Annotated in this window: 27 protein-coding genes; 10 read left to right on the top strand and 17 right to left on the bottom strand. The window is 60.2% G+C overall.

Annotated elements, in window-relative coordinates:
* Positions 1 to 157: 157 nt before the first annotated feature.
* The 3 genes from V6607_RS25255 to V6607_RS25245 all read right to left on the bottom strand — a co-directional run bounded on the left by V6607_RS25255 (position 158) and on the right by V6607_RS25245 (position 2,947).
* Complete coding sequence (locus V6607_RS25255) at positions 158 to 1,180, bottom strand: transporter (protein ID WP_102369741.1); 1,023 nt, start codon at positions 1,178 to 1,180, stop codon at positions 158 to 160.
* Positions 1,181 to 1,280: 100 nt separating this feature from the next.
* Positions 1,281 to 2,456 (bottom strand): GAF domain-containing sensor histidine kinase, encoded by a 1,176-nt coding sequence (locus tag V6607_RS25250; protein WP_134327194.1) that lies wholly within the window; start codon positions 2,454 to 2,456, stop codon positions 1,281 to 1,283.
* Between the two features lie 185 nt (positions 2,457 to 2,641).
* Positions 2,642 to 2,947, bottom strand: a complete 306-nt coding sequence (locus V6607_RS25245) for a PepSY domain-containing protein (RefSeq protein WP_003211453.1) — start codon at positions 2,945 to 2,947, stop codon at positions 2,642 to 2,644.
* Positions 2,948 to 3,087: 140 nt separating this feature from the next.
* Here V6607_RS25245 and V6607_RS25240 point away from each other — a divergent pair, with 140 nt between their 5' ends.
* Entirely contained in the window at positions 3,088 to 4,017 is a 930-nt protein-coding gene (locus tag V6607_RS25240) for a sterol desaturase family protein (RefSeq protein ID WP_134327193.1), read from the top strand.
* Here V6607_RS25240 and V6607_RS25235 read toward each other — a convergent pair.
* Complete coding sequence (locus V6607_RS25235; RefSeq protein WP_134327192.1) at positions 3,958 to 4,635, bottom strand: AraC family transcriptional regulator; 678 nt, start codon at positions 4,633 to 4,635, stop codon at positions 3,958 to 3,960. The genes V6607_RS25240 and V6607_RS25235 overlap by 60 nt on opposite strands.
* The gene (locus V6607_RS25230; RefSeq protein ID WP_134327191.1) at positions 4,636 to 5,763 is read right to left on the bottom strand and encodes a glycerophosphodiester phosphodiesterase; all 1,128 of its coding nucleotides are present in this window, start codon (positions 5,761 to 5,763) and stop codon (positions 4,636 to 4,638) included.
* Between the two features lie 232 nt (positions 5,764 to 5,995).
* On the opposite strand from V6607_RS25230, the gene V6607_RS25225 reads away from it, so the two are divergent.
* The gene (locus tag V6607_RS25225) at positions 5,996 to 6,319 is read left to right on the top strand and encodes a DUF2025 family protein (protein ID WP_134327190.1); all 324 of its coding nucleotides are present in this window, start codon (positions 5,996 to 5,998) and stop codon (positions 6,317 to 6,319) included.
* 241 nt (positions 6,320 to 6,560) lie between these two features.
* Here the strand turns inward: V6607_RS25225 and V6607_RS25220 are convergent, their stop codons facing one another.
* On the bottom strand, positions 6,561 to 6,884 hold the full coding sequence (locus V6607_RS25220; RefSeq protein WP_134327189.1) for an antibiotic biosynthesis monooxygenase: 324 nt from the start codon (positions 6,882 to 6,884) through the stop codon (positions 6,561 to 6,563).
* Positions 6,881 to 7,576, bottom strand: coding sequence for a CTP synthase (locus V6607_RS25215; RefSeq protein ID WP_134327188.1), 696 nt, complete (start codon positions 7,574 to 7,576; stop codon positions 6,881 to 6,883). Before V6607_RS25215 ends, V6607_RS25220 begins: the two co-directional genes overlap by 4 nt.
* Before the next feature lie 79 nt (positions 7,577 to 7,655).
* Between V6607_RS25215 and V6607_RS25210 the strand changes: the two genes are divergently transcribed.
* A complete protein-coding gene (locus tag V6607_RS25210; RefSeq protein WP_134327187.1) occupies positions 7,656 to 8,540 on the top strand; it encodes a LysR family transcriptional regulator in 885 nt (294 codons plus the stop codon).
* Positions 8,541 to 8,645: 105 nt separating this feature from the next.
* Here V6607_RS25210 and V6607_RS25205 read toward each other — a convergent pair whose 3' ends face one another.
* From V6607_RS25205 to V6607_RS25190, 4 genes are all read right to left on the bottom strand, one after another.
* On the bottom strand, positions 8,646 to 9,161 hold the full coding sequence (locus V6607_RS25205) for a DUF1003 domain-containing protein (RefSeq protein ID WP_003211469.1): 516 nt from the start codon (positions 9,159 to 9,161) through the stop codon (positions 8,646 to 8,648).
* A gap of 80 nt (positions 9,162 to 9,241) precedes the next feature.
* Positions 9,242 to 10,561 carry a PAS domain-containing methyl-accepting chemotaxis protein gene (locus V6607_RS25200; protein WP_134327186.1) on the bottom strand — a complete coding sequence of 440 codons (1,320 nt, stop codon included), beginning with the start codon at positions 10,559 to 10,561 and terminating at the stop codon, positions 9,242 to 9,244.
* 239 nt (positions 10,562 to 10,800) lie between these two features.
* On the bottom strand, positions 10,801 to 11,859 hold the full coding sequence (locus tag V6607_RS25195) for a diguanylate cyclase (RefSeq protein ID WP_003211472.1): 1,059 nt from the start codon (positions 11,857 to 11,859) through the stop codon (positions 10,801 to 10,803).
* A gap of 188 nt (positions 11,860 to 12,047) precedes the next feature.
* Positions 12,048 to 12,668, bottom strand: coding sequence for a TetR/AcrR family transcriptional regulator (locus tag V6607_RS25190; RefSeq protein WP_003211473.1), 621 nt, complete (start codon positions 12,666 to 12,668; stop codon positions 12,048 to 12,050).
* Positions 12,669 to 12,792: 124 nt separating this feature from the next.
* On the opposite strand from V6607_RS25190, the gene V6607_RS25185 reads away from it, so the two are divergent.
* The 3 genes from V6607_RS25185 (at position 12,793) to V6607_RS25175 (ending at position 16,357) form a co-directional block, all read left to right on the top strand.
* Positions 12,793 to 13,851, top strand: coding sequence for an MBL fold metallo-hydrolase (locus V6607_RS25185; protein WP_338741374.1), 1,059 nt, complete (start codon positions 12,793 to 12,795; stop codon positions 13,849 to 13,851).
* Positions 13,852 to 13,974: 123 nt separating this feature from the next.
* The gene (locus V6607_RS25180) at positions 13,975 to 14,739 is read left to right on the top strand and encodes an amidase family protein (protein WP_134327184.1); all 765 of its coding nucleotides are present in this window, start codon (positions 13,975 to 13,977) and stop codon (positions 14,737 to 14,739) included.
* A 235-nt stretch (positions 14,740 to 14,974) separates the two neighbouring features.
* The gene (locus V6607_RS25175; protein WP_256351031.1) at positions 14,975 to 16,357 is read left to right on the top strand and encodes an amidase family protein; all 1,383 of its coding nucleotides are present in this window, start codon (positions 14,975 to 14,977) and stop codon (positions 16,355 to 16,357) included.
* 6 nt (positions 16,358 to 16,363) lie between these two features.
* On the opposite strand, the gene V6607_RS25170 is transcribed toward V6607_RS25175, so the two are convergent.
* Positions 16,364 to 17,158, bottom strand: a complete 795-nt coding sequence (locus V6607_RS25170; RefSeq protein ID WP_008432939.1) for an SDR family oxidoreductase — start codon at positions 17,156 to 17,158, stop codon at positions 16,364 to 16,366.
* 116 nt (positions 17,159 to 17,274) lie between these two features.
* On the opposite strand from V6607_RS25170, the gene V6607_RS25165 reads away from it, so the two are divergent.
* A complete protein-coding gene (locus V6607_RS25165; protein ID WP_008432938.1) occupies positions 17,275 to 18,213 on the top strand; it encodes a GlxA family transcriptional regulator in 939 nt (312 codons plus the stop codon).
* Positions 18,214 to 18,241: 28 nt separating this feature from the next.
* Here the strand turns inward: V6607_RS25165 and V6607_RS25160 are convergent, their stop codons facing one another.
* The 4 genes from V6607_RS25160 to V6607_RS25145 form a co-directional block, all read right to left on the bottom strand.
* The gene (locus V6607_RS25160; RefSeq protein WP_134327183.1) at positions 18,242 to 18,580 is read right to left on the bottom strand and encodes a helix-turn-helix transcriptional regulator; all 339 of its coding nucleotides are present in this window, start codon (positions 18,578 to 18,580) and stop codon (positions 18,242 to 18,244) included.
* Positions 18,555 to 18,917 (bottom strand): type II toxin-antitoxin system RelE/ParE family toxin, encoded by a 363-nt coding sequence (locus V6607_RS25155; RefSeq protein ID WP_003211487.1) that lies wholly within the window; start codon positions 18,915 to 18,917, stop codon positions 18,555 to 18,557. Before V6607_RS25155 ends, V6607_RS25160 begins: the two co-directional genes overlap by 26 nt.
* A 47-nt stretch (positions 18,918 to 18,964) precedes the next feature.
* Entirely contained in the window at positions 18,965 to 19,285 is a 321-nt protein-coding gene (locus tag V6607_RS25150) for a helix-turn-helix transcriptional regulator (RefSeq protein ID WP_134327182.1), read from the bottom strand.
* A gap of 103 nt (positions 19,286 to 19,388) precedes the next feature.
* The gene (locus V6607_RS25145) at positions 19,389 to 20,159 is read right to left on the bottom strand and encodes a helix-turn-helix transcriptional regulator (RefSeq protein ID WP_134327181.1); all 771 of its coding nucleotides are present in this window, start codon (positions 20,157 to 20,159) and stop codon (positions 19,389 to 19,391) included.
* Between the two features lie 115 nt (positions 20,160 to 20,274).
* Between V6607_RS25145 and V6607_RS25140 the strand changes: the two genes are divergently transcribed.
* The 3 genes from V6607_RS25140 (at position 20,275) to V6607_RS25130 (ending at position 22,222) form a co-directional block, all read left to right on the top strand.
* Positions 20,275 to 21,081: a sulfite exporter TauE/SafE family protein gene (locus tag V6607_RS25140; RefSeq protein ID WP_134327180.1), complete on the top strand. Its 807-nt coding sequence runs from the start codon at positions 20,275 to 20,277 to the stop codon at positions 21,079 to 21,081.
* Between the two features lie 78 nt (positions 21,082 to 21,159).
* Entirely contained in the window at positions 21,160 to 21,522 is a 363-nt protein-coding gene (locus V6607_RS25135; protein ID WP_134327179.1) for a hypothetical protein, read from the top strand.
* Between the two features lie 43 nt (positions 21,523 to 21,565).
* On the top strand, positions 21,566 to 22,222 hold the full coding sequence (locus V6607_RS25130) for a hypothetical protein (RefSeq protein WP_134327178.1): 657 nt from the start codon (positions 21,566 to 21,568) through the stop codon (positions 22,220 to 22,222).
* Between the two features lie 12 nt (positions 22,223 to 22,234).
* On the opposite strand, the gene V6607_RS25125 is transcribed toward V6607_RS25130, so the two are convergent.
* The gene (locus tag V6607_RS25125; protein WP_134327177.1) at positions 22,235 to 23,185 is read right to left on the bottom strand and encodes a hypothetical protein; all 951 of its coding nucleotides are present in this window, start codon (positions 23,183 to 23,185) and stop codon (positions 22,235 to 22,237) included.
* Positions 23,186 to 23,187 lie beyond the last annotated feature (2 nt).

Genomic DNA, 23,187 nt, shown 5'->3' with positions numbered 1-23,187 from the left:
GATGCTGCGGTAAATCAGTGTTTAGGGAATTGAAGTTGCCGCCGGTCTATAAAACACCGCCGATAAAATGTGGGAGCTGGCTTGCCTGCGATAGCGGTGTATCAGTCTCCACCGCTATCGCAGGCAAGCCAGCTCCCACATTGATCGCATTTCAAATTCAATAATCCTTGCGCTTGCGAAACGCCCAGCGCCCGGCAATCAACGTGAACGTTGCCACCAGCGCCACCAGAATCCAGAAGCCTTCAGGGTCTGTAGAAAGCGGCACACCACCAACGTTCATGCCAAAAAAACCGGCAATGATGTTGATCGGCAACGCCAGCACCGTGACCACGGTCAGGGTGAACAACGTGCGGTTGCTCTGTTCGTTGAGGTTGGCGGCGATCTCTTCCTGCAGCAGCTTGATGCGCTCACCCAACGCCATCAGGTCGTTGATGATCAGCGCAAACTCCTCGGTGGATTTGCGCAGCTCTTTCACGTCTTCCTTCTGCAGCCACTGGGGCGGACGATTGAGCAGCCGCAGCAACGAGCCCGGCTCCAGCGCCAGCAACCGTTGCAGGCGCACCAGCACCCGGCGCGCGGCACCCAGTTCGGCGCGGTTGGTGGACAGGCGTGACGACAGCAACTGGTCCTCGATCTGGTCGACGCTGAGGCTGGTCTTGCGCACGATCTGTGTCAGCACCTCGCCCTGGTCCCGCAGCAAATGCACCAGCAGTTCCAGCGGCGAGCGAAAGTGTTCACCGGCCTTCACCGACGAGCGCAGCTTGTCCACCGAGTGCAGCGGTTGCAGGCGCGCGCTGATCAGCAGCCGGCTGCGGGCGCACACCCATAAGGTGGAAATGTCTGAAGACACCATGCTGCTGAAGTTGAACACCACGTCGTTGACCACCGCCAGCAAGGCCGAGTCCACGTGTTCGATGCGGGTGGAGCGTGAGCCTTCGTGCAAGGCTTCGAAGAATTCTTCCGGCAGGTTCAGGTGCGCCTGCATCCAGCGCTCGCACGCGGCGTGGGCCAGGTTCAAATGCAGCCAGAGGAATTCGTTGGGGTCTCCGGGTTGCTGCAAGGCCGCAAGGGCAGTGGCTGAATCAATCTGTTCGCCCTTTTCACCGGGGCGGAAACGAAAACCGTAGAGCAAGCCAAACAGGTCGGAGTCCTGGTGGCTGTGGTCGATGCTGTGGTTCATGGAGGCTCGCAGGGAAAGTGCCTGTAGGAAATTTCACAGGTTCACTTGAGCGCATCATGGCAACTGAATTTGACGCTTTTGTGACGGTTTGAGGTGGCCGTCAATCGCCCGCGGGCAAACTGAAGCTGAACACCGTGCCGTCCTGCTCGCTGGAAGACACTTCCAGCCGCCCGCCATGGGCGTCGGCAATCTGTTTGACGATGTACAACCCCAGGCCCAGCCCGGCCTGGGGCAAGGCGCCCGTCGGTCGGGAGTAGGGCTGGAACAGCAGCGGCATGGCTTGCTCACTGATCAGCCCAAGGTTTTTCACCGTTAACTCAAACGTGCCGGCGTTGACCTGCGCACTGACTTCAACCGGCCCTTGCGGGTTGCCGTGGCTGATGGCGTTGGCGACCAGGTTGGAGAGCAATTGCGCGAGCCGCTCGCGGTCGCCTTTCACACCCTTGAGATTGCCGATGCGGGCGTGGATCAGCCGCTTGGGGTGCACGTGCTGCACCTCTTCCACCACATGCTGCAAAGTGTCTTCAAGCCCGGTGCATTCACTGATGTTCACCGGGATGCCGCTGCCCATTCGGCCACGGGCAAAGTCCAGTACGTCTTCCACCAGTTGCGAGGCCCGGCGGCCGCTGGCCAGCATGTGCCGCACCAGGGTGTCGGTGGCCGGGTCCGGGTGTTTGCGCAGCAGGCGTTCGGCGCCGACGTTGATGGCGAACAGCGGGTTGCGCAGGTCGTGGCCGAGCACTGCGATGAATTGTTCGCGCAGTTCGGCGGTTTCGCGCTCCTGTTGCAAGTCGGCCTCGGTCTGCTGGAGGCTTTCTTCGGCTTCGATCTGCAGCGACAGCACCCGGGCAAACGACTCCATGGTCGACTGGATGGTGCTGCTGCGCAGTTGCGCCGGGTTCGGGTCCAGGGCACAGATGGTTCCGAAGAAACGCCCGTCGGTGCGGAACACCGGCACCGAGATGTAGCTTTCAAAGTGGTAGATGCGCGGCGTGTGGTGGTCGCGGTACAGCGGGTCTTCGCTGGCTTTGTCGATCACGATCGAGACGTGGGAGTCGCGTATTTCGTGGCACAGGGTGGTGGTCAGGTCCAGCTCGCCACCCACGGGCAGGCCAAAGTCCAGTTGGTCGCGCACAGCGCAGGCGGTCCATGAATCATCGGTGACCCGTGCCACGGCCGCAAAACGCAAGCCGGTCATCTCGCTGACTACCTGGAGAATCGCCGGGACGGCGCTGATTCTGCCAATGGTGGCAATGTCGACGGCTTTTTGCCCCATGGCGAACGGTTCCGGTCCTGATGCTGCTGGCGTTGTGCCTTGGCTGATGGTTGGGATTCTAGCGAGCTTGGCGGCGTAAGGTACAAATTCGTTCACGCTAATTAGACTAATTGCTCTTCTGGGCGACGAGCGCGCATAAAAAAGCCGCGCGGCCCGAAGGCGGCGCGGCGTTTTTGCAGTTCAACTCAAGTGTCTTGCTTGTTTTCCAGGACTTCGCCGGTCTTGGCATCCAGCTTCACGTCCCACTTCACGTTGCTGGTGTCACGCAGTTCGGTCTCGTAGACCAGGCGGCCGGCTTTGTCTTCCAGTTCGGTGTCAACGATGGTGGCGCCTTTGTGCTGGGCCACGGCCTTGGCGTTGAGCTTTTCAAAATCCATCACGGCACCGGACTTGAGCAGGCTCGGAATCTGGTCCGGGCGAACATCGGCCTGGGCCAAACCGGCGGTAAGGGTCAAGGCGGCAGCGGCGAACAGAGCGGTCAGGTTTTTCATGGTGTGATCCTTTGGGGTGAGCTGTTTAAGTGGGATCAGGTTAACCAGCGCAACTTAACTCACCCTTAAAATTGCGCCGTTTGTTCAATCGGCGGCGAGTGCGGGGTTTCATGCTGGCGTCTCACTTACGGGAGGCACAGATGAAACAGTTAATGGCCTGGGTGTATGCGCCCTTGTTCTGGGCGGGGTTTATCGGGTGGGCGCTGTGGCTGGTGCAGAGGGATGCGCTGCAGTGGCTGGGGCTGGTATTTGTTCTGGCGGTGGCGGTGTCGTTTATCGCCGAGTGGTGGTTGCCCTATGAGCCGCAGTGGAATCGCAACCAGGGTGATCGTCGTCGCGACTTGATTCACGCGTTGGTCAATGAGGGCCTCAATGCGGCGGGCTTGTTGATCTTGCCGGTGCTGACCGCGCTGTTGGCCGTCGACGGTGTATGGCCGCGGGCGTGGCCGCTCTGGGCGCAATTGCTGCTGGCGATCTTCATTGCCGATGCGGGCATCACCCTGATGCATTACGCCAGCCACCGAGTCGCTGCCTTGTGGCGCCTGCATGCGGTGCACCACAGCGTGCAACGGCTGTATGGCTTCAATGGCTTGATGAAGCATCCGTTGCACCAGATGCTGGAAGCCACGGCCGGGTTGGCGCCGTTGATCCTGCTGGGCATTCCCACGGAGGTGGCGCTGCTGCTGGCCCTGGCGATTGCCGTGCAGCTGCTGTTGCAGCATTCCAATGTCGACATGCGCCTGGGGCCGCTGCGCTGGGTGTTCGCCTGGGCGCCGGTGCATCGTTTTCATCACATGAAATATGGCCGGGCTGGGGATGTGAATTTCGGCTTGTTTTTCAATCTGTGGGATTGGCTCTTGGGTACGGCGTTTTACAGCCATGACTATCGAATGGGGCAGGGCGACTTGGGGATTGGCAGCCGGCCGGATTTTCCGCGGGAGTATGTGGCGCAGTTGCGCGACCCGTTCAGGACGGTGCGCTTGAGCAAGGAGCCGCCGGTTCCCGTCGGTTTAGTCGAGGATTCGTACGTGCAGGTTGCGCAACGACGCCCCGGCCGTGACGCCGAATAGTTGCTTCATGGTCCGGGAAAAATGCGCCGAATCGGCGAACCCGGCGCCATGTGCAGCCTCGGTCAGGGTGCTGCCGCCGAGCGCCAGTCCCAGCGCCACTCGCAAGCGCCGCCACAACACCAGGCGACGCACGGGCAAACCCAGTTGGTTGGCGAACAAACGTTCCAGCTGGCTTAACGAAACGTGCGCCGCCTGTGCCAGGGCGTGGGCCGAGACCTTGCCACTCAGTTGCTGATCCAGCGCCGACAGCGCGCGCTCCACCCTGGCATCTTCCAGTGCGCGTCTCGGCAATTGGCGCAGCGTGCGCTCGAGTGCTTCCAGGGACCGTTCACTGTCGGCCAGGGCGGCCTGCAAGGGGGCGATATCAAATGCGCCGGGTTCGGCATACACCATCAATACCTCACCATGGGTTTGGAGGATGGCGTGGGGCATTCTGGACGGGATAAACAGGCGATGGGCCGTGGTGGCACGGCCATCGAGGCTGGCCGTGACCGGCCCGCCCGCGGAGAACATCAGCTGATGGGCATAGTGTGCATGGGGCGCGGTGCGCCCCGGTGTGCCCTGGATCAGCCCGTAGTCAGGCCCCAGCCACAGGCGACCTGACCATTCGGGGCTCACTCAGTAACCGTTGTCCTGCAGCAGGTCGGCCACACTCGAGGACGGCCAGCGCTTGTAGTACTTCAGCAGTTCGGCAGCGCGGTTGGTGAAGATGCCATCGACGCCGGCTTTCATGACCTTGTCGAAGTCCACCGGCTCATCCACGGTGTACACGTGCACCAGCAAGCCCTTGTCGTGGGTCAACTGGTTCATCTCGGGTTTGACCAGGTCGGAGTAGCTCTGGTCGCCGAGGTTGGTCAGTTGTGCCGAAGGGCCGGTACCGATGGCGCCCAGGCTCTTGGCCTCGTCGATCCATTTTTCGAACTCGGCGGCGTCCTTCGGCTCCTGCTTGGCGTAGTAGGCGGCTTTGCTCGGCTCGCCGGACTCGGCGAAGGGCACCTTGGATTTCGGTTCGATGCTGCCTTCACCTACCCACAACAGCAGGATTTTCGGGGTATTGGGCATCTCTTTTTGCAGTTCTTTCAGGCTGTCTTTCTCAAAGGTTTGCAGCACCACGCGGCCCTTGCCCTGGCCGACGCCGATGTTTTTCTGGGCCTGGTTGGAGCCGGTGGAGCTCAACCAGCCTTTATCCAGCAGCTTGTTCTTCAGGTCGGCCTCGATGCCCGGGAATTGCTTCGGCTCTTTGGTTTCGATGTACAGGCCGGGTTTGTGCTGCGGGTTGCCTTCGGCGATCTTGATGATTTCGTCCAGGCTGAGGATTTTCAGGCCGACGAAGCCCGGGCGGGCACGGTCCGGGTAGGCGGCGTTGAACCAGCTGCCGGCGTCCAGGGTTTTAAGCTCGGCCCAGGTGAATTCGTTGGCCGGGCTGTCCTTGCGCTCCGGGAACTTGGTGGCGACGTCGGTGGTGCGTTGCAGGTTGTTGTCATGCAGGGCGAATAGCACGCCGTCCTTGCTGCGTTGCAGGTCCATTTCCAGGTAGTCGGCACCCAGGTCGCGCGCGACTTTGTAGGCGGCGGCGGTGGATTCCGGTGCATCGAAGGAGGCGCCACGGTGGGCAATCACGGCAGGGTGCGGGATGCCTTCGTTGGCCGCGAGTTCGGTAGGGCTGATCGGGCTTGCCGCCTGTGCCTGGCCAAGGCCCAGCATCAGGGCCAGCAGCAGGGCACTCTTGGTAAACGTGACAGGCATATGCGAAGTCCTTTCGTGGAGGTAACTTTGAGAAGGGCTCCTTTTTAACAATTGCTTGCGAATGGCGCTATCACCAAACCGACATTAACGTGTTCACCGGCCATTTTTCTGCACTTTTGTGCGGTGCGATGCAGTACTCTTGCTTTGAAATGCCCCATCAGAGGGCAGATTTTCCTGCCACGCGTGTAAACCATCTTTCCAGTCCAAGTAGGACTTTTCAGTGAGGTTTACCATGCGCATCACCTCCGAGCTTATCTGCCAGGCCGCCGACCAACTCCAGGGTTTTGTCGGCCTGAACCGCAAGACTGGCCAGTACATCGTCCGTTTCAGCGAAGACTCCTTCGGCATGGACGTGGCCGATGACGGCATTATCCCGACCGCCGAGTTTGTCTGGCTGCAGGTCGACGGGCAGGCCATGACCTTGTCCCGCGAGCGGATCCAGTTGTTGCTGGACCAGAACATCGACGATCGCATCAACATCACGGAACCGCTGCGGGTGTACATGCGTCGGGTGGAGATTCCACAGATCAGTGCGGTGCGCAGTCTGGTCAGTTGAGTGCCGCATAGCCCTGCGGCTGGAGCGCTTTTTGTGGCTAGGGAGCTTGCTGTGGCTTGGGAGCTTGCTGTGGCGAGGGAGCTTGCTCCCGCTGGAGTGCGCAGCGCTCCCAAGATTTTGGGGCCGCTTCGCAGCCCAGCGGGAGCAAGCTCCCTCGCCACACAAGCTCCCTCACTACAGCAAGCGCCCTCACCACAGAGCCTCCCTTGTCCACATTAAGTGTTTTACACGGGCTGAGGTTTCAGCGCTCGAACGCGTAAGACCGCTCAACCTTGCACACTCGTGTATGGCACGCCAAGTACCAGGTGGCGCGGCCCTGTTCGCGCACCTCAGTGTGTTCGGCGTGCTGCTTCCAGGCCAGGATCTCCGCTTCGCTGCTCCAGTAGGACACCGTGATGCCCAGCCCGTCGTCCCCGCGCGCCGATTCCACGCCGAGAAACCCGGGTTGTTGCCGGGCCAGTTCCAGCATGCGGTCGGCGGCTTGTCCGTAACCGTTGTCACCTTCAGTGCGCAATGAACTGAACACCACGGCGTAGTACGGCGGTTTGGGTGTCTTGGCGATCATGCGCAGGCCTTCAGCAGCGCAATGGCCAGCGGCGGGGTGACGTCTTTAAGCGCCGCACGTTCCGGCTGGAACAGGGTGGCGACAAAAAACGGATGGCCCAGCAACTCCACCGCCCGCAGATCGCCCGCCGAGTCATGGCCGCTGGCAATCAGGTCGGCTTCCAGCAATGCGCTTTCGAAGTCTGGATTGATGCCATAGCGGCAACGGTAGCCTTCATGGATATCGAGGGTGGCGTAGGCCTCGGCGATGCGGGTAAAGGCCATCAAGCGAATGGTGTCGGTCGCTTCCACCAGCGCGCAGGTCAACGGTGTCAGCACTGCACGCGGCGAGTCGGGGGCCAGTTCGCCATGCTCGGCGTCGGCCCAGCCCAGCACGTTGCGGGCATATTCCAGCACCGCGTGTTGAAAACCGCCGCAGGTGCCGAGGAACGGGCGCTTTTGTTCACGGGCATACCGGATGGCCAGCAGCGCGCCGTCAAGGTCTCGGTAGGGGCTGGCGGGGACGCACCAGAATCCGTCGAAGTGCTGCAGCTGTTCGGTGGATTTGATCGTGTCGGTGGCCAGCCAGTCGAACCGCACCGTCAGGCCCAGCGCCGCGCCGGCCTGTTGCAACGCCAGGGGAATGGCCTGGTGGGCGGTGACTTGGGCATCGTAGTCACCGATCAGGGCCAGGTGCAGGGTGGTTTTATTCATCGAGGGTATCCGTGGCTTGTTGAGTCCTGGCGCTCACTATAGATTGGCGCTCACGCAATCAATATTGGCGTCAACACACATGTTCAATGCAGTGGCGCACTATCAGATCGACTACCCAGACCTTTCCCTGATCCTCGCCCTGGTGCGCGGCGGCACGCTCGCGCGGGCGGCGGCGTTGCTGCGGGTGGATGTGTCTACGGTGTTTCGCGCAGTGCGGCGGCTGGAGACGGCGCTGGGCCAGACGCTGTTCGAAAAGAGCCGCGCCGGCTACCTGCCCACCACCTTGGCCACCACCCTCGCCGAGCAGGCCGAACGTGCCGAACAGGCGCTGGAGGCAGCACGTGTGGGAGTGGAGCAGGGCGGTGAAGTGATCAGCGGTACGGTGCGCCTGACGTGCACGGACTCGGTATTGCAGTCACTGTTGCTGCCGGCCCTGGCGCAGTTCATGCCGGGTTACCCGGCGCTGACCCTGGAGCTGAGCACGTCCAATGACTTCGCCAACCTCAGTCGCCGCGATGCGGATATTGCCCTGCGCCTGACCAAGGCACCGCCCGAGCATCTGGTAGGACGTTGCCTGGGCACGGTGTCGTATCGGGTGTGCGCCAGTGCCGACTATGCCCGCCAGCATGCGGGGGAGGAACTGGCGGCCCTGAACTGGATCGCGCCGGATGACTTCCTGCCGGATCACCCCACCGTCACCTGGCGGCGCCAGCACTTGCCGGGAGTGATGCCGGCCTATCGCTGCAACAGCATGGTTTCGGTAACCGAACTGGTGCGCGCGGGACTCGGCGTGGCCGCGTTGCCGGATTACCTGCTGGGCGCGGACCTGCAACCGTTGAGCCCGCCGCTGGTGGGGCACGACACCGCCCTGTGGCTGCTGACGCGCCCCGATTGCCGGGCCTTGCGCTCGGTGGTGACGTTATTTGATCAGTTGGGCCAGCATGTGCGTTTGCCGGTGAGATAACTGTGGGAGCTGGCTTGCCTGCGATACAGGCGCTGTGGTGCATCAGGCATACCGCGCAGATGCTATCGCAGGCAAGCCAGCTCCCACACGGGATGCGTGGGAGGGTCAGGTCTTGCGCACGAATTGGTCGTGCATTTCGCTGGTCAGCCCTTCGATGCGTTCGGTCAGTTGTTTGGTCATCTCGGTGAGCTTGGTGTTCTGCTCCAACAGTTCCAGCAGTTGCTTGGTGGTCTGCGCCGCCTGGGCCTGGCGTTCGGTGTTGGCCACGGCCAGGGCTTCGCGGTGCTGGGCGTCGGCGTCGGATTGGGCCTTGTCCCGTGCGGCCTGGCGGGTCTGGGCGAGCAAAATCAAGGGGGCGGCATAGGCCGATTGCAGGCTGAACGCCAGGTTCAAGAGGATGAACGGGTAGACGTCAAAGTGCGTGATGCCGGTCATGTTGAGCACGACCCACAGAATCACGATTGCCGTTTGCGCCCCCAGGAACGTCGGGGTGCCAAAGAAGCGCGCGAAGGCTTCGGCTTTCAACGCAAAGGTGTCGTTGCCAAAGGTCGGCGCGAGATGGGCGTGTTTACGATGAAAGCGCAGGTGGTCAACGTTGGCTTCAGGTTTATCCGGGGTCATGGCGGGCTCGAATCCGTGGCGTAAGACAAGCCACCACTATAGACCGAGCCCTCGGCCTGGCACATGAAGAACCCTGTCGCTTACCTGTTGCCCCGTTCATTGGCAAACGCACTCACAGCCTGCACCGCCTCGCTGGCGCCTTCGCGAATCTGCAGGATCACCGTGCCGGCCTGGTTGGCCAGGTCCACGCCTTGGGCGGCGCGGTCGCGGGTACCGTCCATGCTGTCGATGGCCTGGCGGGTTTCGGTCTGGATCATCTCGATCATCGACGAAATCTCGGCCGTCGAACCGCTGGTGCGCGCCGCCAATTGCCGCACTTCATCGGCCACCACCGCAAAGCCACGCCCTTGTTCGCCGGCGCGTGCGGCTTCGATGGCAGCGTTCAATGCCAGCAGGTTGGTCTGGTCGGCAATCCCGCGAATGGTGTTGACGATGGCGGTGATCTGCTGCGAACGCTCGCCCAGCTTGGCGATCAGCGCGGAAGAACCGTCGATATTGGCGGCAATCTCACGCATGCCGGTGGCGGTCTGCTGGATCACCTCGGCGCCTTTTTCGGCGATGTCCCGGGTTTGCAGCGAGATGTGATAAGCCTGGGTGGCGCTTTGCGCGTCGGCCGCGTGTTTCTCCACCATGGCCGTGACGTCGGAGGCGTATTTCACCACCTTGCACAGGCGCCCGCTGGCGTCGTACACCGGGTTGTAGTTGGCTTCCAGCCACACCACCTGGCCGTTTTTGTCGATGCGTTCGAACTGGCCGTTGAACAGCTCACCCTGGTTCAGCCGTCGCCAGAAATCGCTGTAGGCGCTGCTGTTGGCCAGCTCCGGTGTGCAGAACATGCGGTGATGCTTGCCCTGCACCTGCGCCAGGTTGTAGCCCATGCGCTGCAGGAAATTCTGGTTGGCGCTGATGATGGTGCCGTCGAGGTTGAACTCGATCACCGCCATGGCGCGGTCGATGGCCTGCAACTTGGCGTTGGCTTCACTCTCGGCCTGCATTTTCGGGGTGACGTCCATGGCGTACTTCACCACTTTCACCACGCTGCCGGACTCGTCGCGCACCGGGTTGTAGCTGGCCTCCAGCCAGATCGGCTGGCCGTCGCTGGTCACGCGCTCAAAGGTGCCGGACTGGAATTGGCCGTTGCGCAGTTGCGTCCATAGCTGGCCGTACTCGGCGCTGCGGGCAAAGACCGGGGTGCAGAACAGGCGGTGGGACTGGCCCACGACTTGGTCGGCGGTGTAGCCCATGGCCTTGAGGAAATTCTCGTTGGCCCGCAGGACCGTGCCTTGCAGATCAAATTCAATCACCGCCATTGAGCGGTCGATGGCGTCGAGAAGGCTGGCTTGCTGGGCAATGGTGGCTTGCAGGGTACTGATGGTTTTTTTATGGGCGTTGAATAGCATGGTCGTGTGCTCGGGGGAAGCAAGCGTCAGGGGTATCCATGGGGGCGCCTGCCACCGTAAGGCCTGGCCATACGGCAAACGTGCTCATTGCCAGCTTCCTTGTGCTGGCAGCGGGGTGGAACAGCGAGTTCTGAGTCGTATGGCCGGCAAGAAGTTCTATGCCAGTCGACCAATGGCGGCATTATGCTATCGGTCGGCGACGGGCGCGTTTAATTCAGACGAGATGCAGAGGGCGGGATTCAGGCGGAATGGGCGACCACGTAGTCGCTGATATTGACTCGGTTACGGCCGGTGTCCTTGGCCGCGTACAGCGCGCGGTCCGCTGCGTTGAGCCACATGGCCGCGTCGGTGAAGGTGCTCTGGAAAGACGCCAGGCCAATGCTCAGGCTGACCCGCAGCTCGGGGATTTCCGGGTTGCGGTAATTGCTGAACACCTCGCGCATGCGTTCCATGACTTGCGCGGCCTGTTCCATGGGCATGTCCGGAAGAATCACACAGAACTCGTCGCCGCCGTATCGCCCGGCCAGGTCGTTTGCCCGCAGGTTGCGTCGAAGTTCCAGGCTTAGTTGGCGCAGAACCTGGTCACCGATGATGTGCCCATAGCTGTCGTTGATCTGCTTGAAATGGTCGATGTCGATCAGCGCGATGGTGGCGTTCCCATGTTGTTGCTGGCACTTGTGAAACTTCAGGTGCAGCAGGTCTTTCCACGAACCGTGGTTGAGCAGGCCGGTGAGGCTGTCGGTGCGGCTCAAGGCGCTCAGGGCGCGTTTGTGTTCCGACAATTTGATCGCCAGGCGGTAGCAGACCATGCCCAGCGCCATGGGATACAGGGTCAGCATCGGCAGGCAGGCGTAGACCTGGACCAGGCTGACGTCGGGATTGAAGTGGATGCCAAACAGCAGCCAGGACACGCCGATGCCTGCCAGTTGCGCCACGATGCCGTGGAGGAACAGGCGTTTGCCGCCGGCGGCGACGTTGTTCATGGTCATCATCGACAGGATGGTCACGGCCGTCAGTGGCGTGAATTGTGTAGTCGCCGCCCAGAACCCGCCGAGCAGTGAGTCGTAGAGCAGGTTTCGCCGTTCCGCCTTGTAGGGGAAATCGGAGCGGGTCGAAAGTTGATAGGCCAGGTGCGCCCAGCCAAAACCATTGAACAGCAGCAACGCCCAGACCCAGCCTGGCATTTGCAGTGGGTAGAGCGCGGCGATGACGCTGATGCAGCCGATGCCCAGGCCGATGATCCTTGGCCTGTAGATACGTCTGGCAAATGACAGCCCTTTGCCTCGTTGGTTTTCCATAGATTCCTGGGTCGATTCTTTTTTTGCAGGTACGACGGCACACGTGATCGGGAAAACCACTGGTCGGATAATACGTGTGAATATTGTCAGTTATTCGCGTGGGAATAATCAGTGTCCTTCCAGGCCATTTGCAAAGGACACGCGGCGAATCAGATAAAAACGACCTTGGATGTCGTTCCTGCAACAGGTCAGTGCTGCGGCACGACCTCATAGCCTGCGAGGAACAGGTCGATGGCTGACTCGATGACGTTCGCTTGGGCGTCGGCGTCCAGGGTCGGCTGGCCGAGGGTGATCTGTGGCCAGAAGGCAAAGGCCTTGAGCAGGCTTTGCACCTGGTGGGCGGCGAAGCATGGGTCGGTGCAGCTCAGCCGGCCGTCTTCCTGGGCGGCGCGCACCCATTGGGTGAAGCCTTCTTCACGCTTGCTCAGGCGGTTGACCATGTCCTGGGCACGTTCCGGCGAGTGGATGGTGGCGGCAATCGCGACCCGGGCCAGGTCGAGGAAGTTGGCGTCCGACATCATCGTCATCTTGGCCTGCAGCAACCCGCGCAGTTGCTCCCGCAGCGGGCGGTCGCTGGCGTAGCTGACGTCCAGTTGCGCAACACTGCTGGCCCACAGTTGATGCAGGATCTCGGCGAACAGCTCTTCCTTGCTCGGGAAATGGTTGTACACCGTGCGCTTGGAAACCCCCGCCGTGGCCGCAATCTTGTCCATGCTGGTGACCTCGAACCCGTTGTCACGAAACTCGGCAATGGCGGCTGCCACGATGGCTTCGCGTTTACGGTCGGTGAGGCGCAGGGGTACAGTCATGGTGGGAGTTCGGCTCTGAAGGGAAACTTACACTCGGTAGTTTACTTGCTCCCGGTTTTGTTGCAATCTAGAAACTACACTGTGCAGTGTAATTTTTAGAGCAGTCTGCAGGAGTTCCTCGGTAATGGCCACGATCTCAACCCGTCTCGACAGTTCTTCTACAGCGCCCAAGTCTTCCGAACAGCATCAAGGTCACTTCACCAATCAGAAGCCCATCCAGCATGGCGGCTTGGGCAAGACCCTGGGCATCATGTGGAAGATGCTCTTCCAGAAGCCCCGCAGCACGCGCCCGGTGGGTGAGATCCCGGTGCAGCCGCTGACTCGCGAGCAACTGTTTGCCGCCCCGGACCATAGCGTTTTCCGCCTCGGCCATTCCACCGTGCTGCTGAAAATGCGCGGCAAGTTCTGGCTGACCGACCCGGTGTTCGCCGAGCGTGCTTCGCCGTTCAGTTGGGCGGGCCCCAAGCGTTTCCATCAGCCGCCGATCAGCCTTGAGGACCTGCCGCCGATCGAGGCGGTGATTCTTTCCCACAACCACTACGACCATCTGGACCACAAGGCGGTGGTGCAACTGGCGGACAAGGCCCGCTATTTCCTCGCGCCGCTGGGTGTGGGCGATACGCTGGTCAAGTGGGGCGTGGATGCCAGCAAGGTGCGGCAGCTGGATTGGTGGCAGGGTACTGAAGTGGACGGGATTCGTTTTGTGTCCACGCCGGCCCAGCACTTTTCCGGGCGCGGCCTGTTCGATGGCAACCAGACGCTGTGGTGTTCGTGGGTGATGATCGACGGCTCACGGCGAATTTTCTTCAGCGGTGATACCGGCTATTTCGAGGGCTTCAAGCGTATCGGCGAGCAGTACGGCCCGTTTGACCTGACCCTGATGGAGACGGGTGCCTACAACGTCGACTGGCCCCACGTGCACATGCAACCGGAAGAAACCCTGCAGGCGCACATCGACTTGAAGGGCCGCTGGCTGCTGCCGATCCATAACGGCACGTTCGACCTGGCGTTTCATGCATGGCACGAACCCTTCGACCGCATCATGGCACTGGCATGGGAGCGTAACGTGTCGATCACCACACCGGCGATGGGGCTGGCGTTCATGCTCAACCAGCCGGAGCGCGGGCAGGCCTGGTGGCTGGACGTCGAGCATCAGGGCAGTGAAGCGCATGTCAGCGGATAATCACCGTCTGATCGCGCGCTCAGGGATTTTGAACGAGCCAAAACCAGCCATTTCCGACAGACATCCACCTCGCTGAAGGGATGCAATCACGCCTCGAAACTTTATTCCGGGGCGTGGGAGTGTATGGACGATAAGAGTAGGAAGGTCACGGGGCCGGGCGTGCGCTGCCTGTTCAAGCCTTCAGGGTCGGGGGACAGTTGTACTCCCCAGCCTTGCGCCCCCACTGCCAGCCAGGGTGTTGTGTTTGGCAGTCATGCGGCCGGTACGATCGTCAATTCGGCCACTCGCCAGGGCGGCCTGGAGTTTGGCTCCACGGGCGGTTACGGCCCCAGGCTCGACCTCCCTGGTCCCATGATGCACAGCGTGCGCGATCCCGCGTTATCACTGATTGCCCTCAGCGGTGTCGACCCTGAGGGGCGGGTGATGGTGGAGATTCCACCCGTCGCTGATCCGGGTCATCTGATCAACACACCGCCCTTGGCTGGCAGCCGTATTGGTTTTGCCAGCGAGTACGTTACCGGTGATGTGCGCAAACCCGCCAAACACAGCTCGCACTTTTCCCGGGTACTGGACGTACTGCGTGCAGCCGGTGCGCAATTGGTGCCTGTGACGGCGCGGGTGACCGATGACACACGTCACTTCACCCTGGACCCCGGTAATGAGATTAACGACCGGGTCACGGAAAACCGCCTGGATGGGGTGGTGGCGGATGCGCAAGGTGTTGCTTTCCACAAAGCAGCGACTGCCGATAACCCACGCTTCAGCGTGCCCGCGGGCACCGACGTCGACGGGGTGTCGAGGGTCGTCTGGTTCTATGGTGCGCACTGGTCCAGAGATCGTCTGGCGGCGTTGGTGCGAGGTTGTCAGCAGGTTCTAGGGCGGCTTTAAGGGCCTACGCCATGGGGAGAGTGATCGTACGCCGCGGTAAGAGTTGCCCCCGAGTCATCGAGTATTTCGCTTCTTAGACTGAGGCAGGGATATCGAACGGTATTCCCAACATTCAGGCAGGCGGGGAGTATTTATGATCGGACCAGGTTTGGGCGCGGGATGGGCAGCGGGGCTTTTCGATGCAGTGGTGAACCCGCCACAGGCCTACAGGAGTGCCGACGATTTGGCGGCGGCCATGACCCGGCCCAATGGGGCCAGTTCCGATTCGGTGGTGAGGGATTCGCTGAAGCTGATCGCCAACATGGACAAGGGCTTGCAGGGCGGCAATGCGTTCATTGAAATCAATCCTGACGCTCGTGTGAAAGCCCGTGCGCTGGATCTGGAACGGGCCGAAGGCAAAGTGCGCGGGCCTTTGCATGGCGTTCCGATAGCGCTCAAGGATGTGTTCGAAACCGGCGACAAGATGCAGACCAGCGGTGGCTCCATGGCGCTGGTGGGCAGGCCCGCTTCAAGGAACGCCAAGGTGGTGGACAACCTGCTGAAGGCTGGCGTTGTGATTATTGGAAAAACCAACATGAGCGAATTGTCCAATTTTCGCTCTGAGGCGCCGGTTGATGGCTGGAGCTCCAGGGGCGGCTTGACCCTCAACCCGCATCGGCTGGATGGCCAGGCGGCGGGATCGAGTACGGGCTCTGCGGTAGCCGTTGCACAAGGGATTGTGCCCTTGGCATTGGGGGTCGAAACCAATGGTTCAATCATTACGCCGGCGGCTTACAACGGTGTTATTGGTTTCAAACCGACCGAAGGGTTAGTGAGCACTGAAGGGGTGATGACCAGTTCCCGCCAGGACACGGTGGGCACCTTCACCCGTAACGTGCGTGATGCGGCGCAAGCACTGGATGCGATGACGGATACCAACCGCTACACCCAGGGAATCAAGCCTGACGCCTTGGTGGGCAAGCGCATCGGCTATACGCCGTTGCCTGAGTTATCTGCAGAAGATGCCAACGACCCGGCGAAAATAGCCGACAGGCAGCACTTCGAGGATGCCATTACGTTGCTGCGGGGCAAGGGCGCGACATTGGTACCCGTGGGTCAACTGGGTGAGGGCGTCCCGTACGAAACCCATGAACAATATAACGACGCGTTGTTATCGGACGTTAAACACCAGCTTGAAGCCTACCTGGCCGGACGGGCAGGCTTGCCGGTGAAGTCGCTGGCTGAGCTGATTGAATTCAACGAGCGCAACAGCGGTCCGGGTGTGCCGGATCAACAGATGCTCACCATGATCAACGGGATGGATATCAGTGATGAGGCGCGCAATGAGTTATGGGCTGCCATCGGCCCGATTTTCAAAAGCACCATCGATAAGCCGCTGGCCGAGCATAAGCTTGATGCAATAGTGTCCAATTTTCACTCGTACAGTTACTACTACTCGGCAGTGGCCGGTTATCCCGGTATCTCCATGCCATCAGGAATGGACGACGAAGGGATGCCAACGGCCGTTCACTTTTATGGGGCAAATTTGAGCGAAGCCACGTTGCTGTCGGTCGCCTACGGGTATGAGCAGGCCTCCCATGCAATCAGGAAGCCTGCGTTTACACCCGGCCTGCGCTAGTCCGGATTACTTCAACCCATAACGAGCGGCGGGTTCACGGTGCGACAGGTTCGGGCCTAGGGCCAGCCGTGCGCTTTCGTAGGTGTCCCAATCGGCGCTGTCCGGCAGGGACGGAATCGTCACGGCTTCACCCTGGGCAAGGCCTGCCAGGGCGGCGTCCACCAGGTTCTCGGTGGTCATCACCATGGCTTCCGGCAGGTTGTTCACAGGCAGGCCGGCGATGTCCCAGAACTCCGTGGCGGTAGCGCCTGGCAGCACTACCTGGACCACTACGCCCTTGTCACTCAGCTCATGCTGCAGCGATTCGCTGAACGCCTGCACGAACGCTTTGGTACCGCCATACACGCCGTTCAGCACTTTGGGAGCGAGAGCGACAATCGAGCCGATGTTGATAATCGTGCCACGGCCCTGGGCGACGAAGTTGGTTGCCGCGGCTTTGGCCAGGCGGGTCAGCGCCAGTACGTTCAGCAGAATCATCGCGTCCATTTTGTCGGCATCCGACTCCAGCAGCGAAGCCGTGGCGCCCACACCGGCGTTATTCACCAGCAGGCTGATACGGCTGTCTTCGTGCGCGATCCGGGCGATTCGCGCCAAGTCGGCTGGCAGATTGAGATCGGCCGCTATCACCTGCACGTCACGCTGGGTATTGGCTTTCAAGCGTGTTGCCAACTGCTCCAGACGTTGCTGGTTGCGGGCCACCAGAATCAGATCGTAGCCGGCACGGGCCAGGCGGTCGGCATACACCGCACCAATTCCTGACGAGGCACCGGTAATCAGGGCATAACCTTTGTGTTGCGACATGGCAGTTGCTCCAAATGGGCCGGGGAGGGGGGCGGCCTTGTTGGAACCAAGATTATGGGTGTAATGTGGTGGCTGCAATGTCGTATATCCCTCCTTTAGAGACATGAGGTTTGGCCATGGTGTCCGTCGGTATCCTGCTTTTTCCCGGTTTCCAGGTGCTCAGCCTGTCCACCAGCAGCGTGTTCGAGTTTGCCAACTTCGTGGTGGGGCGACCGTTCTACCGCGTGGACTTGTTGTCGGAGCATGGCGGGCCGATAAAAAGCTCCATGGGCTTTGCCATTGATAGCCTGGCGTTCGGGCAGCAGGTCTACGACACGATCCTGGTGCTGGGGGACAACGAACTACTTGAGCCCACTCCTGGCATGGTGGAGTACCTGCAAGCGTCGTTGACGGCGTCGCGCCGGGTTACATCGGCCTGCACCGGTTCGTTCCACCTGGCAGCGGCCGGCCTGTTGGAAGGGCGCAAGGCAACCACCCACTGGTACCACGCCATGACGTTTCGCCAGCGCTACCCCAACGTGAAGCTGGAGGAAGACCGGATCTTCACCGTCGATGGCCCGCTCTGGACCTCTGCCGGGATGACCGCCTGCATCGACCTGGCCCTGGCCCTGGTCGAGCACGATTTGGGCGTGGAAGTGGCCCGCGACGTGGCGAAAAAACTGGTGGTTTACCATCGCCGTGCCGGTGGCCAGTCGCAGTTCTCGGCGTTGCTGGAACTGGACCCAAAGTCCGACCGCGTACAAACCGCCCTGGCGTGGGCCAAAGGGCACTTGCACGAGGACCTCTCGGTAGAACAACTGGCGCAAGCGGCACACCTCAGCCCGCGTCAGTTCAGCCGACTGTTCCGCGCCGAAACCGGGCAATCGCCGGCCAAGGCGGTAGAACACCTGCGCATTGAAGCGGCGAGGTTGATGCTCGAATCCGGCAGCCACTCCATCGACGTCGTCGCCCGAGAGACGGGCTTCGGTGACCCGGAGCGCATGCGTCGAGCCTTCCTGCGAGCGTTTGGCCAACCGCCACAAATGATCCGTCGGGCGTTGCAGTTGCAGGCGTGAACTTGCGGGAGCCAGAACCTAGGGCAACTCAGGCGAATAGCACTTCAATACGTCCTTGAGTACCTGAAGCTGGCGCAGCCGTAATAACGATTTGCACATCGCGCCCCAGGCGCGACAAACACTCAAGCATTTTGGCTTCACTGATACCCCGAAACCTGCCACGCAGCATTTCAGACACCTTGGGTTGGGATAAACCGAGAATGACGGAGGCTTGTGCCTGAGTGAGGCTACGTGCCTTGAGAATCTCACCAATCTTCGTCGCCAGCTGTGCCTTGACCTGCATTTCACTGGCGTCGGGCTGCCCGATGTCTTCATAGACATTGCCGGTGCTTTCTTCGATCTCAATCGCGTTGTGATGCTTGTGCATGATCCTGCGCCGCCTTGAGTCGCTGTTTGATCAGTTGTATGTCGTGCTGTGCTGTAGCGATGCCTTTCGTCGACTTTTTCTGGAAGCAATGAAGGACATAAACAGCTGAGTCGAAACGGACGGTATACACACCACGATAAGTGTTGCTGTCGAAATCCTCCACCACCTCAAGTACCGCGTTACCGCCAAACCCTTTCAATGCCTTGGTCTGTGAGTGCTTGCCTCCTCCTTGGGCGAGGTGGAGCGCAAAGCCAAACACATCTTGAACAGGCCCAGGCATTTGCTGCAGATCTTTCTTGCTACCGCCCACCCAGAGGAGTGGCTTCCATGAACTCATGAGAGGATATACCTAAATAGGGATAAGCGTCAGCGCGAAGAGAAATCTTACTCAACCGTTTCAAGCACTGAATGCTCTGACGACAGTGGCAAAGAGCCCCGCACATTCATCCCCCAACCCGGCGCAAAGCCCGGGAAAAACACCAACCCTTCAGCCTCCAGGCGAAACGCCACACTCAGGCGGACTTCATCGTCCACATCGCCATGGCTTTCAAAACGTTGAAGGGCGTCCACTTCCACATCCGCTTCCCGGGCCAGGTCTTCCCGGCTCCAGCCCAGCATCAGGCGGGCCTGGACGCTGTGCCGTGGGGTGAATTGATGAAGGACGATCTGCTGTTCTACAGTGCTGCTCATTGCCAGAGAGGACATGGACTTTCTCCAGGTTCGACGGGGGAGGGCAAACTATACTGTGTTTTTGTACAGTTGTTTTGACCGCTCATCAACTGGATTTTCCGATAGCGCTGCCGCCGCTCTATTTCGCCCCTTCCAGGTAGGTGCTCGGTGACTGCCCAAGCACCCGGCGGAACATGCTGGAAAATGCCGCCGGGTTTTCATAGCCCAGGTCCAGGGCGATCCGGGTGACGCTTTCACCGCTGGCCAACCGCGCCAAGGCCTGCACAACACAGGCTCGCTGGCGCCACTGCACGAAGCTCAGGCCGGTTTGTTGGCGGAAATGCCGGCTGAAGGTGCGCAGGCTCAGGTGCGATTGTTGCGCCCATTGAACCGGTGACTGGTGCACGTCCGGCCGCTGCAGAAACGTCAGGCACAGAGCAAGCAGGCGAGGGTCCTCCGGCAGCGGGATATGCAGGGGCAAGTGCGTGGCACGTGCCAGTTCATACAACAGCAGGCTGACCAGCGCACCGTCGCGCCCGGCCTCGTCGTATTCCAGCGGCAGCTCCACCGCCTCCATCAGCAACTGTCGCATCAGGGGTGAAACGTTGATGACGTGGCAGTCGGTGCCCAAGTCGGTGACGGCGTGCGGTTCGATATACAGGCTGCGCGTCGACACGCCGAGCATCAGCACTTCATGGGGCACTTGGGCCGGAATCCACACCGCGCGCTGGGGCGGCACAACCCAGTTGCCTTGCTGGGTGCTGACTTGCATCACCCCGGTGGCGCCATACAGCAACTGGCCGCGGCGATGGCTGTGGCGCTTGAGCAGATAGCCGTGGGGATAGTCGGTGCCGATTGCCACGACCGTTCGCGGGGTCAGGTCGAGCTGAGCGATGGAAACGTTGCGCATGGAGCTGATTCCGGAAGTGGCAATATCTCGCATATTATTGGCCGACATGCGCAAGCGGGCCAAGCCTTGAATCTCTATCGTCGACAGCTCTCCCTGATACTGAAGGCGATTCCCGATGTTCTATCTATTACTGGCACTGTTCGGCTGTATAACCGGCGTGACCGCTGTGCTGTTCGGCTTCGGTGGCGGGTTCGTGGTGGTGCCGTTGCTGTACGGCATGCTCAAGCTCAGCCACGACGCGGGCGTGAGTGGATCAGCGATGCATATCGCGGTCGCCACCTCCACCTGCGTGATGATCGTCAACGCGCTGCTTGCCACCGGAAAACACCAGCGCAAAGGTAATCTGATTCGCCATTACCTGTGGCCGTTGGGCGGGTACATCGGGGTCGGCGCCGTGCTGGGCGCAGGGGCTGCAATGTTCGCCAGCGGTGATTTCATGCGGTACGCCTTTATCGCCTACCTGGCCATCACCATTGTCGATTGCCTGTTGCGCAGGGGCTTTCTCAGCCAGGACGACAGGCTCCAGCCACGACGCCTGAGCGGCGCGGAAGTGACGGGCGGCGGCATCGCCATTGGCCTGATCGCGACCTTCCTGGGGGTGGGCGGCAGCGTGATGACCGTGCCGCTGTTGCGCCGTTGTGGCTTGAGCATGTCCCAGTCCACGTCCATGGCTAATCCGCTGAGCGTGCCGGTGGCGCTGGCCGGTACATTTACCTACATGCTCATGGCGGGATTCGCCAAGGTGCAATTGGGCACGTGGTATGTCGGCTATGTCGATTTGCTGGCGTTCGCCATCCTCACCCTGGGCTCGCTGCTGGGCATTCGCCTGGCCACGCCGTGGATCGGTCGCATCCCGGATGCACTGCATGCGCGGGTGTATATCGGGTTGTTGGGCGTGGTGATGGTGAGCATGCTGGTCTGACGCAAGTGGATTTTGCGTTCTTTTAGCCGCAGGCTAGGGTTACTTCTCTATTCAAAAGAAAGTGACCGGGGGAATGTCATGTCCATTTCCGAAAGCGATTGGCAGAAGTTCAAAGTCCTCAGGGCATTGGCGCTTGAACGCTTTTACCTAGGCGTACTGGCTGATGCAAAGACCATCAGCGAGCGCGAAACGCTTTCTGCCGAGGCTCGGTACAGGACGCTGTATAGCCTCACCAGGGATCGCGATAACGATGTCGTCCGAATGTTTGATCTCCACAGTCGTTCGAAAGCCCGCGAGAGCCTTGCGCAAATGATCAGGCATGATTTGTTGAGTGATTCAGAGTTGTCGGTATTAAGCGAAGAGACATTGAGCGCTATCGGCTACGCGGTCAGGCAGCGTTACGAAATCGAGTGGGTTGCTGCACACGTACAAGGCGACTGAGTCTTGTCTTAGACTTCAGTCAGAATATTCAGGAAATATCTTGATGCTTAGTTTTAATTGTACGCAGGCGGCTGGTAATTTTTTTAGCCGGGTTCACAAAGGCAAAAAAATTACCCCGGTTCAAAAACTGCCGACACAAGAGCGCCAGGGCGATGACCTGTACGCCGACCCTCATCAGTGGCTGGTCCATGCCGCGACGGTGCAACGTAAACATGTGCTGTTGGCGATACATCTGAAAACCCGCTATTGCATGCTGTTTTTTGATATGAAAAAAGCCGACGCCGATGGCTTCGTGCGCACCTTTATTAATCGGTGGATGAGTGGTGTTTTGGATCTCGCCTTGAAGTCTGATGTTTTGGATTTGGTTGATCCGTCTGTGCCTGAGCAGCAATTCGTCAATTTGGTCGAGTCGTACTCTCTACAGCAGCGGGGTGATCGGAGTGCGCAGACTCAAATCAACGAAATATTGCGGAGTTTTGAGATGGACGCAGAAGGCGTGGATCTTGTTGCAATGCCTTGGAGCGCTCTGCATTACGACGCTCGAATCAACCATACGCCTCGAAGCTTGAAAGATGTGAAGGGGCTTCATTTACCGGATGAGGAAATGCTGATTCACTGGTTGGTCACGGTAGGCGGCTTGGACCCTGCGGGCGCCGCACTTGCACGTGAAAAGTACCGTTTATTCAGCCGAAGGGCCTGACCTGGAATCGCATTACCGTTCTCCCAACCCCGGCGCCTCGCGAATAATCAGGTGATCCAGGTTCTCGATATTGGCACTGAACACCCCGAACGTCTGCTCGGGGTTTTTCTTGCTTGGCACCTGTTTCAGCTCCGGCGTTACCCCGTAGAAGAAGCAATACAGCGCTCGATCACTGTCCACCGCGGCCTTGATCTGCTCCAGGAACGCCTTGCGCTTGCGGTAGTTCTCGATCAGTTTTTTGCTCAGGTAAACGTTGATGGAATAGGGCTTTTTGTCGAGCCAGGCCTTCTTTTCGAAGTCGATGCGAAAGCTGCTGGTGTAGTCCTTGATCTCCTTAATCCTGCCCCAGTAGATCAGGCCTTTGTTGTCCTGCAGGTATTCGATCTTCTTGAAAAACGTCCAGTAGGTCGCGGTGTGCTCGCCGATCTTCAAGGGCATGCTTTTCAGCTTGTCCTTGTCGCCGATATTGGACACGTAGCATTCCACTGGGTGGGCAAAGACGCTGGTCTTGTCCGGGGTGGTGTCGCTTGAGCTGTGAGACAAGGCGTTGCGGGTTGCCGGCGTTTTCGGCGGCTCTTGTGCGGTGCCACCCTCAGCACCGATGACCGGGGTTTTGCGTTCGTACTGGCGTCGCGTCAGGACAAATTCCGACGGGAAATTTTCCTCCGGCCCATCCTCTGCTTCACCTTTTCCGGCATGGCGGCTGGCGTAACGGCAGCCCTCGATATGCCGGGTACTGGGGATGTTCTTGAAGTGGGGCGTGCGCAGGTAATTGACGTTTTTTGCGTTGAAGGTGCCCAACACATTGCCCGCTTGGAACGCTGCCCGGCATTCATCGTTGGGGCACAGGAAACTGTCCTTGTCGGAATCGAAGGCGGCGGTTTCGTCGAAATTCAGGTCGCGCACGTCATAGATCGACAGCTTGTCGTCGAGACTCAGGCTGTAGGCCGTGTCGAATTTCATGG

The organism is Pseudomonas sp. KK18 (assembly GCF_037094675.1).
Lineage (GTDB): Bacteria > Pseudomonadota > Gammaproteobacteria > Pseudomonadales > Pseudomonadaceae > Aquipseudomonas.
This window is presented reverse-complemented; position numbering and strand designations above follow the sequence as displayed.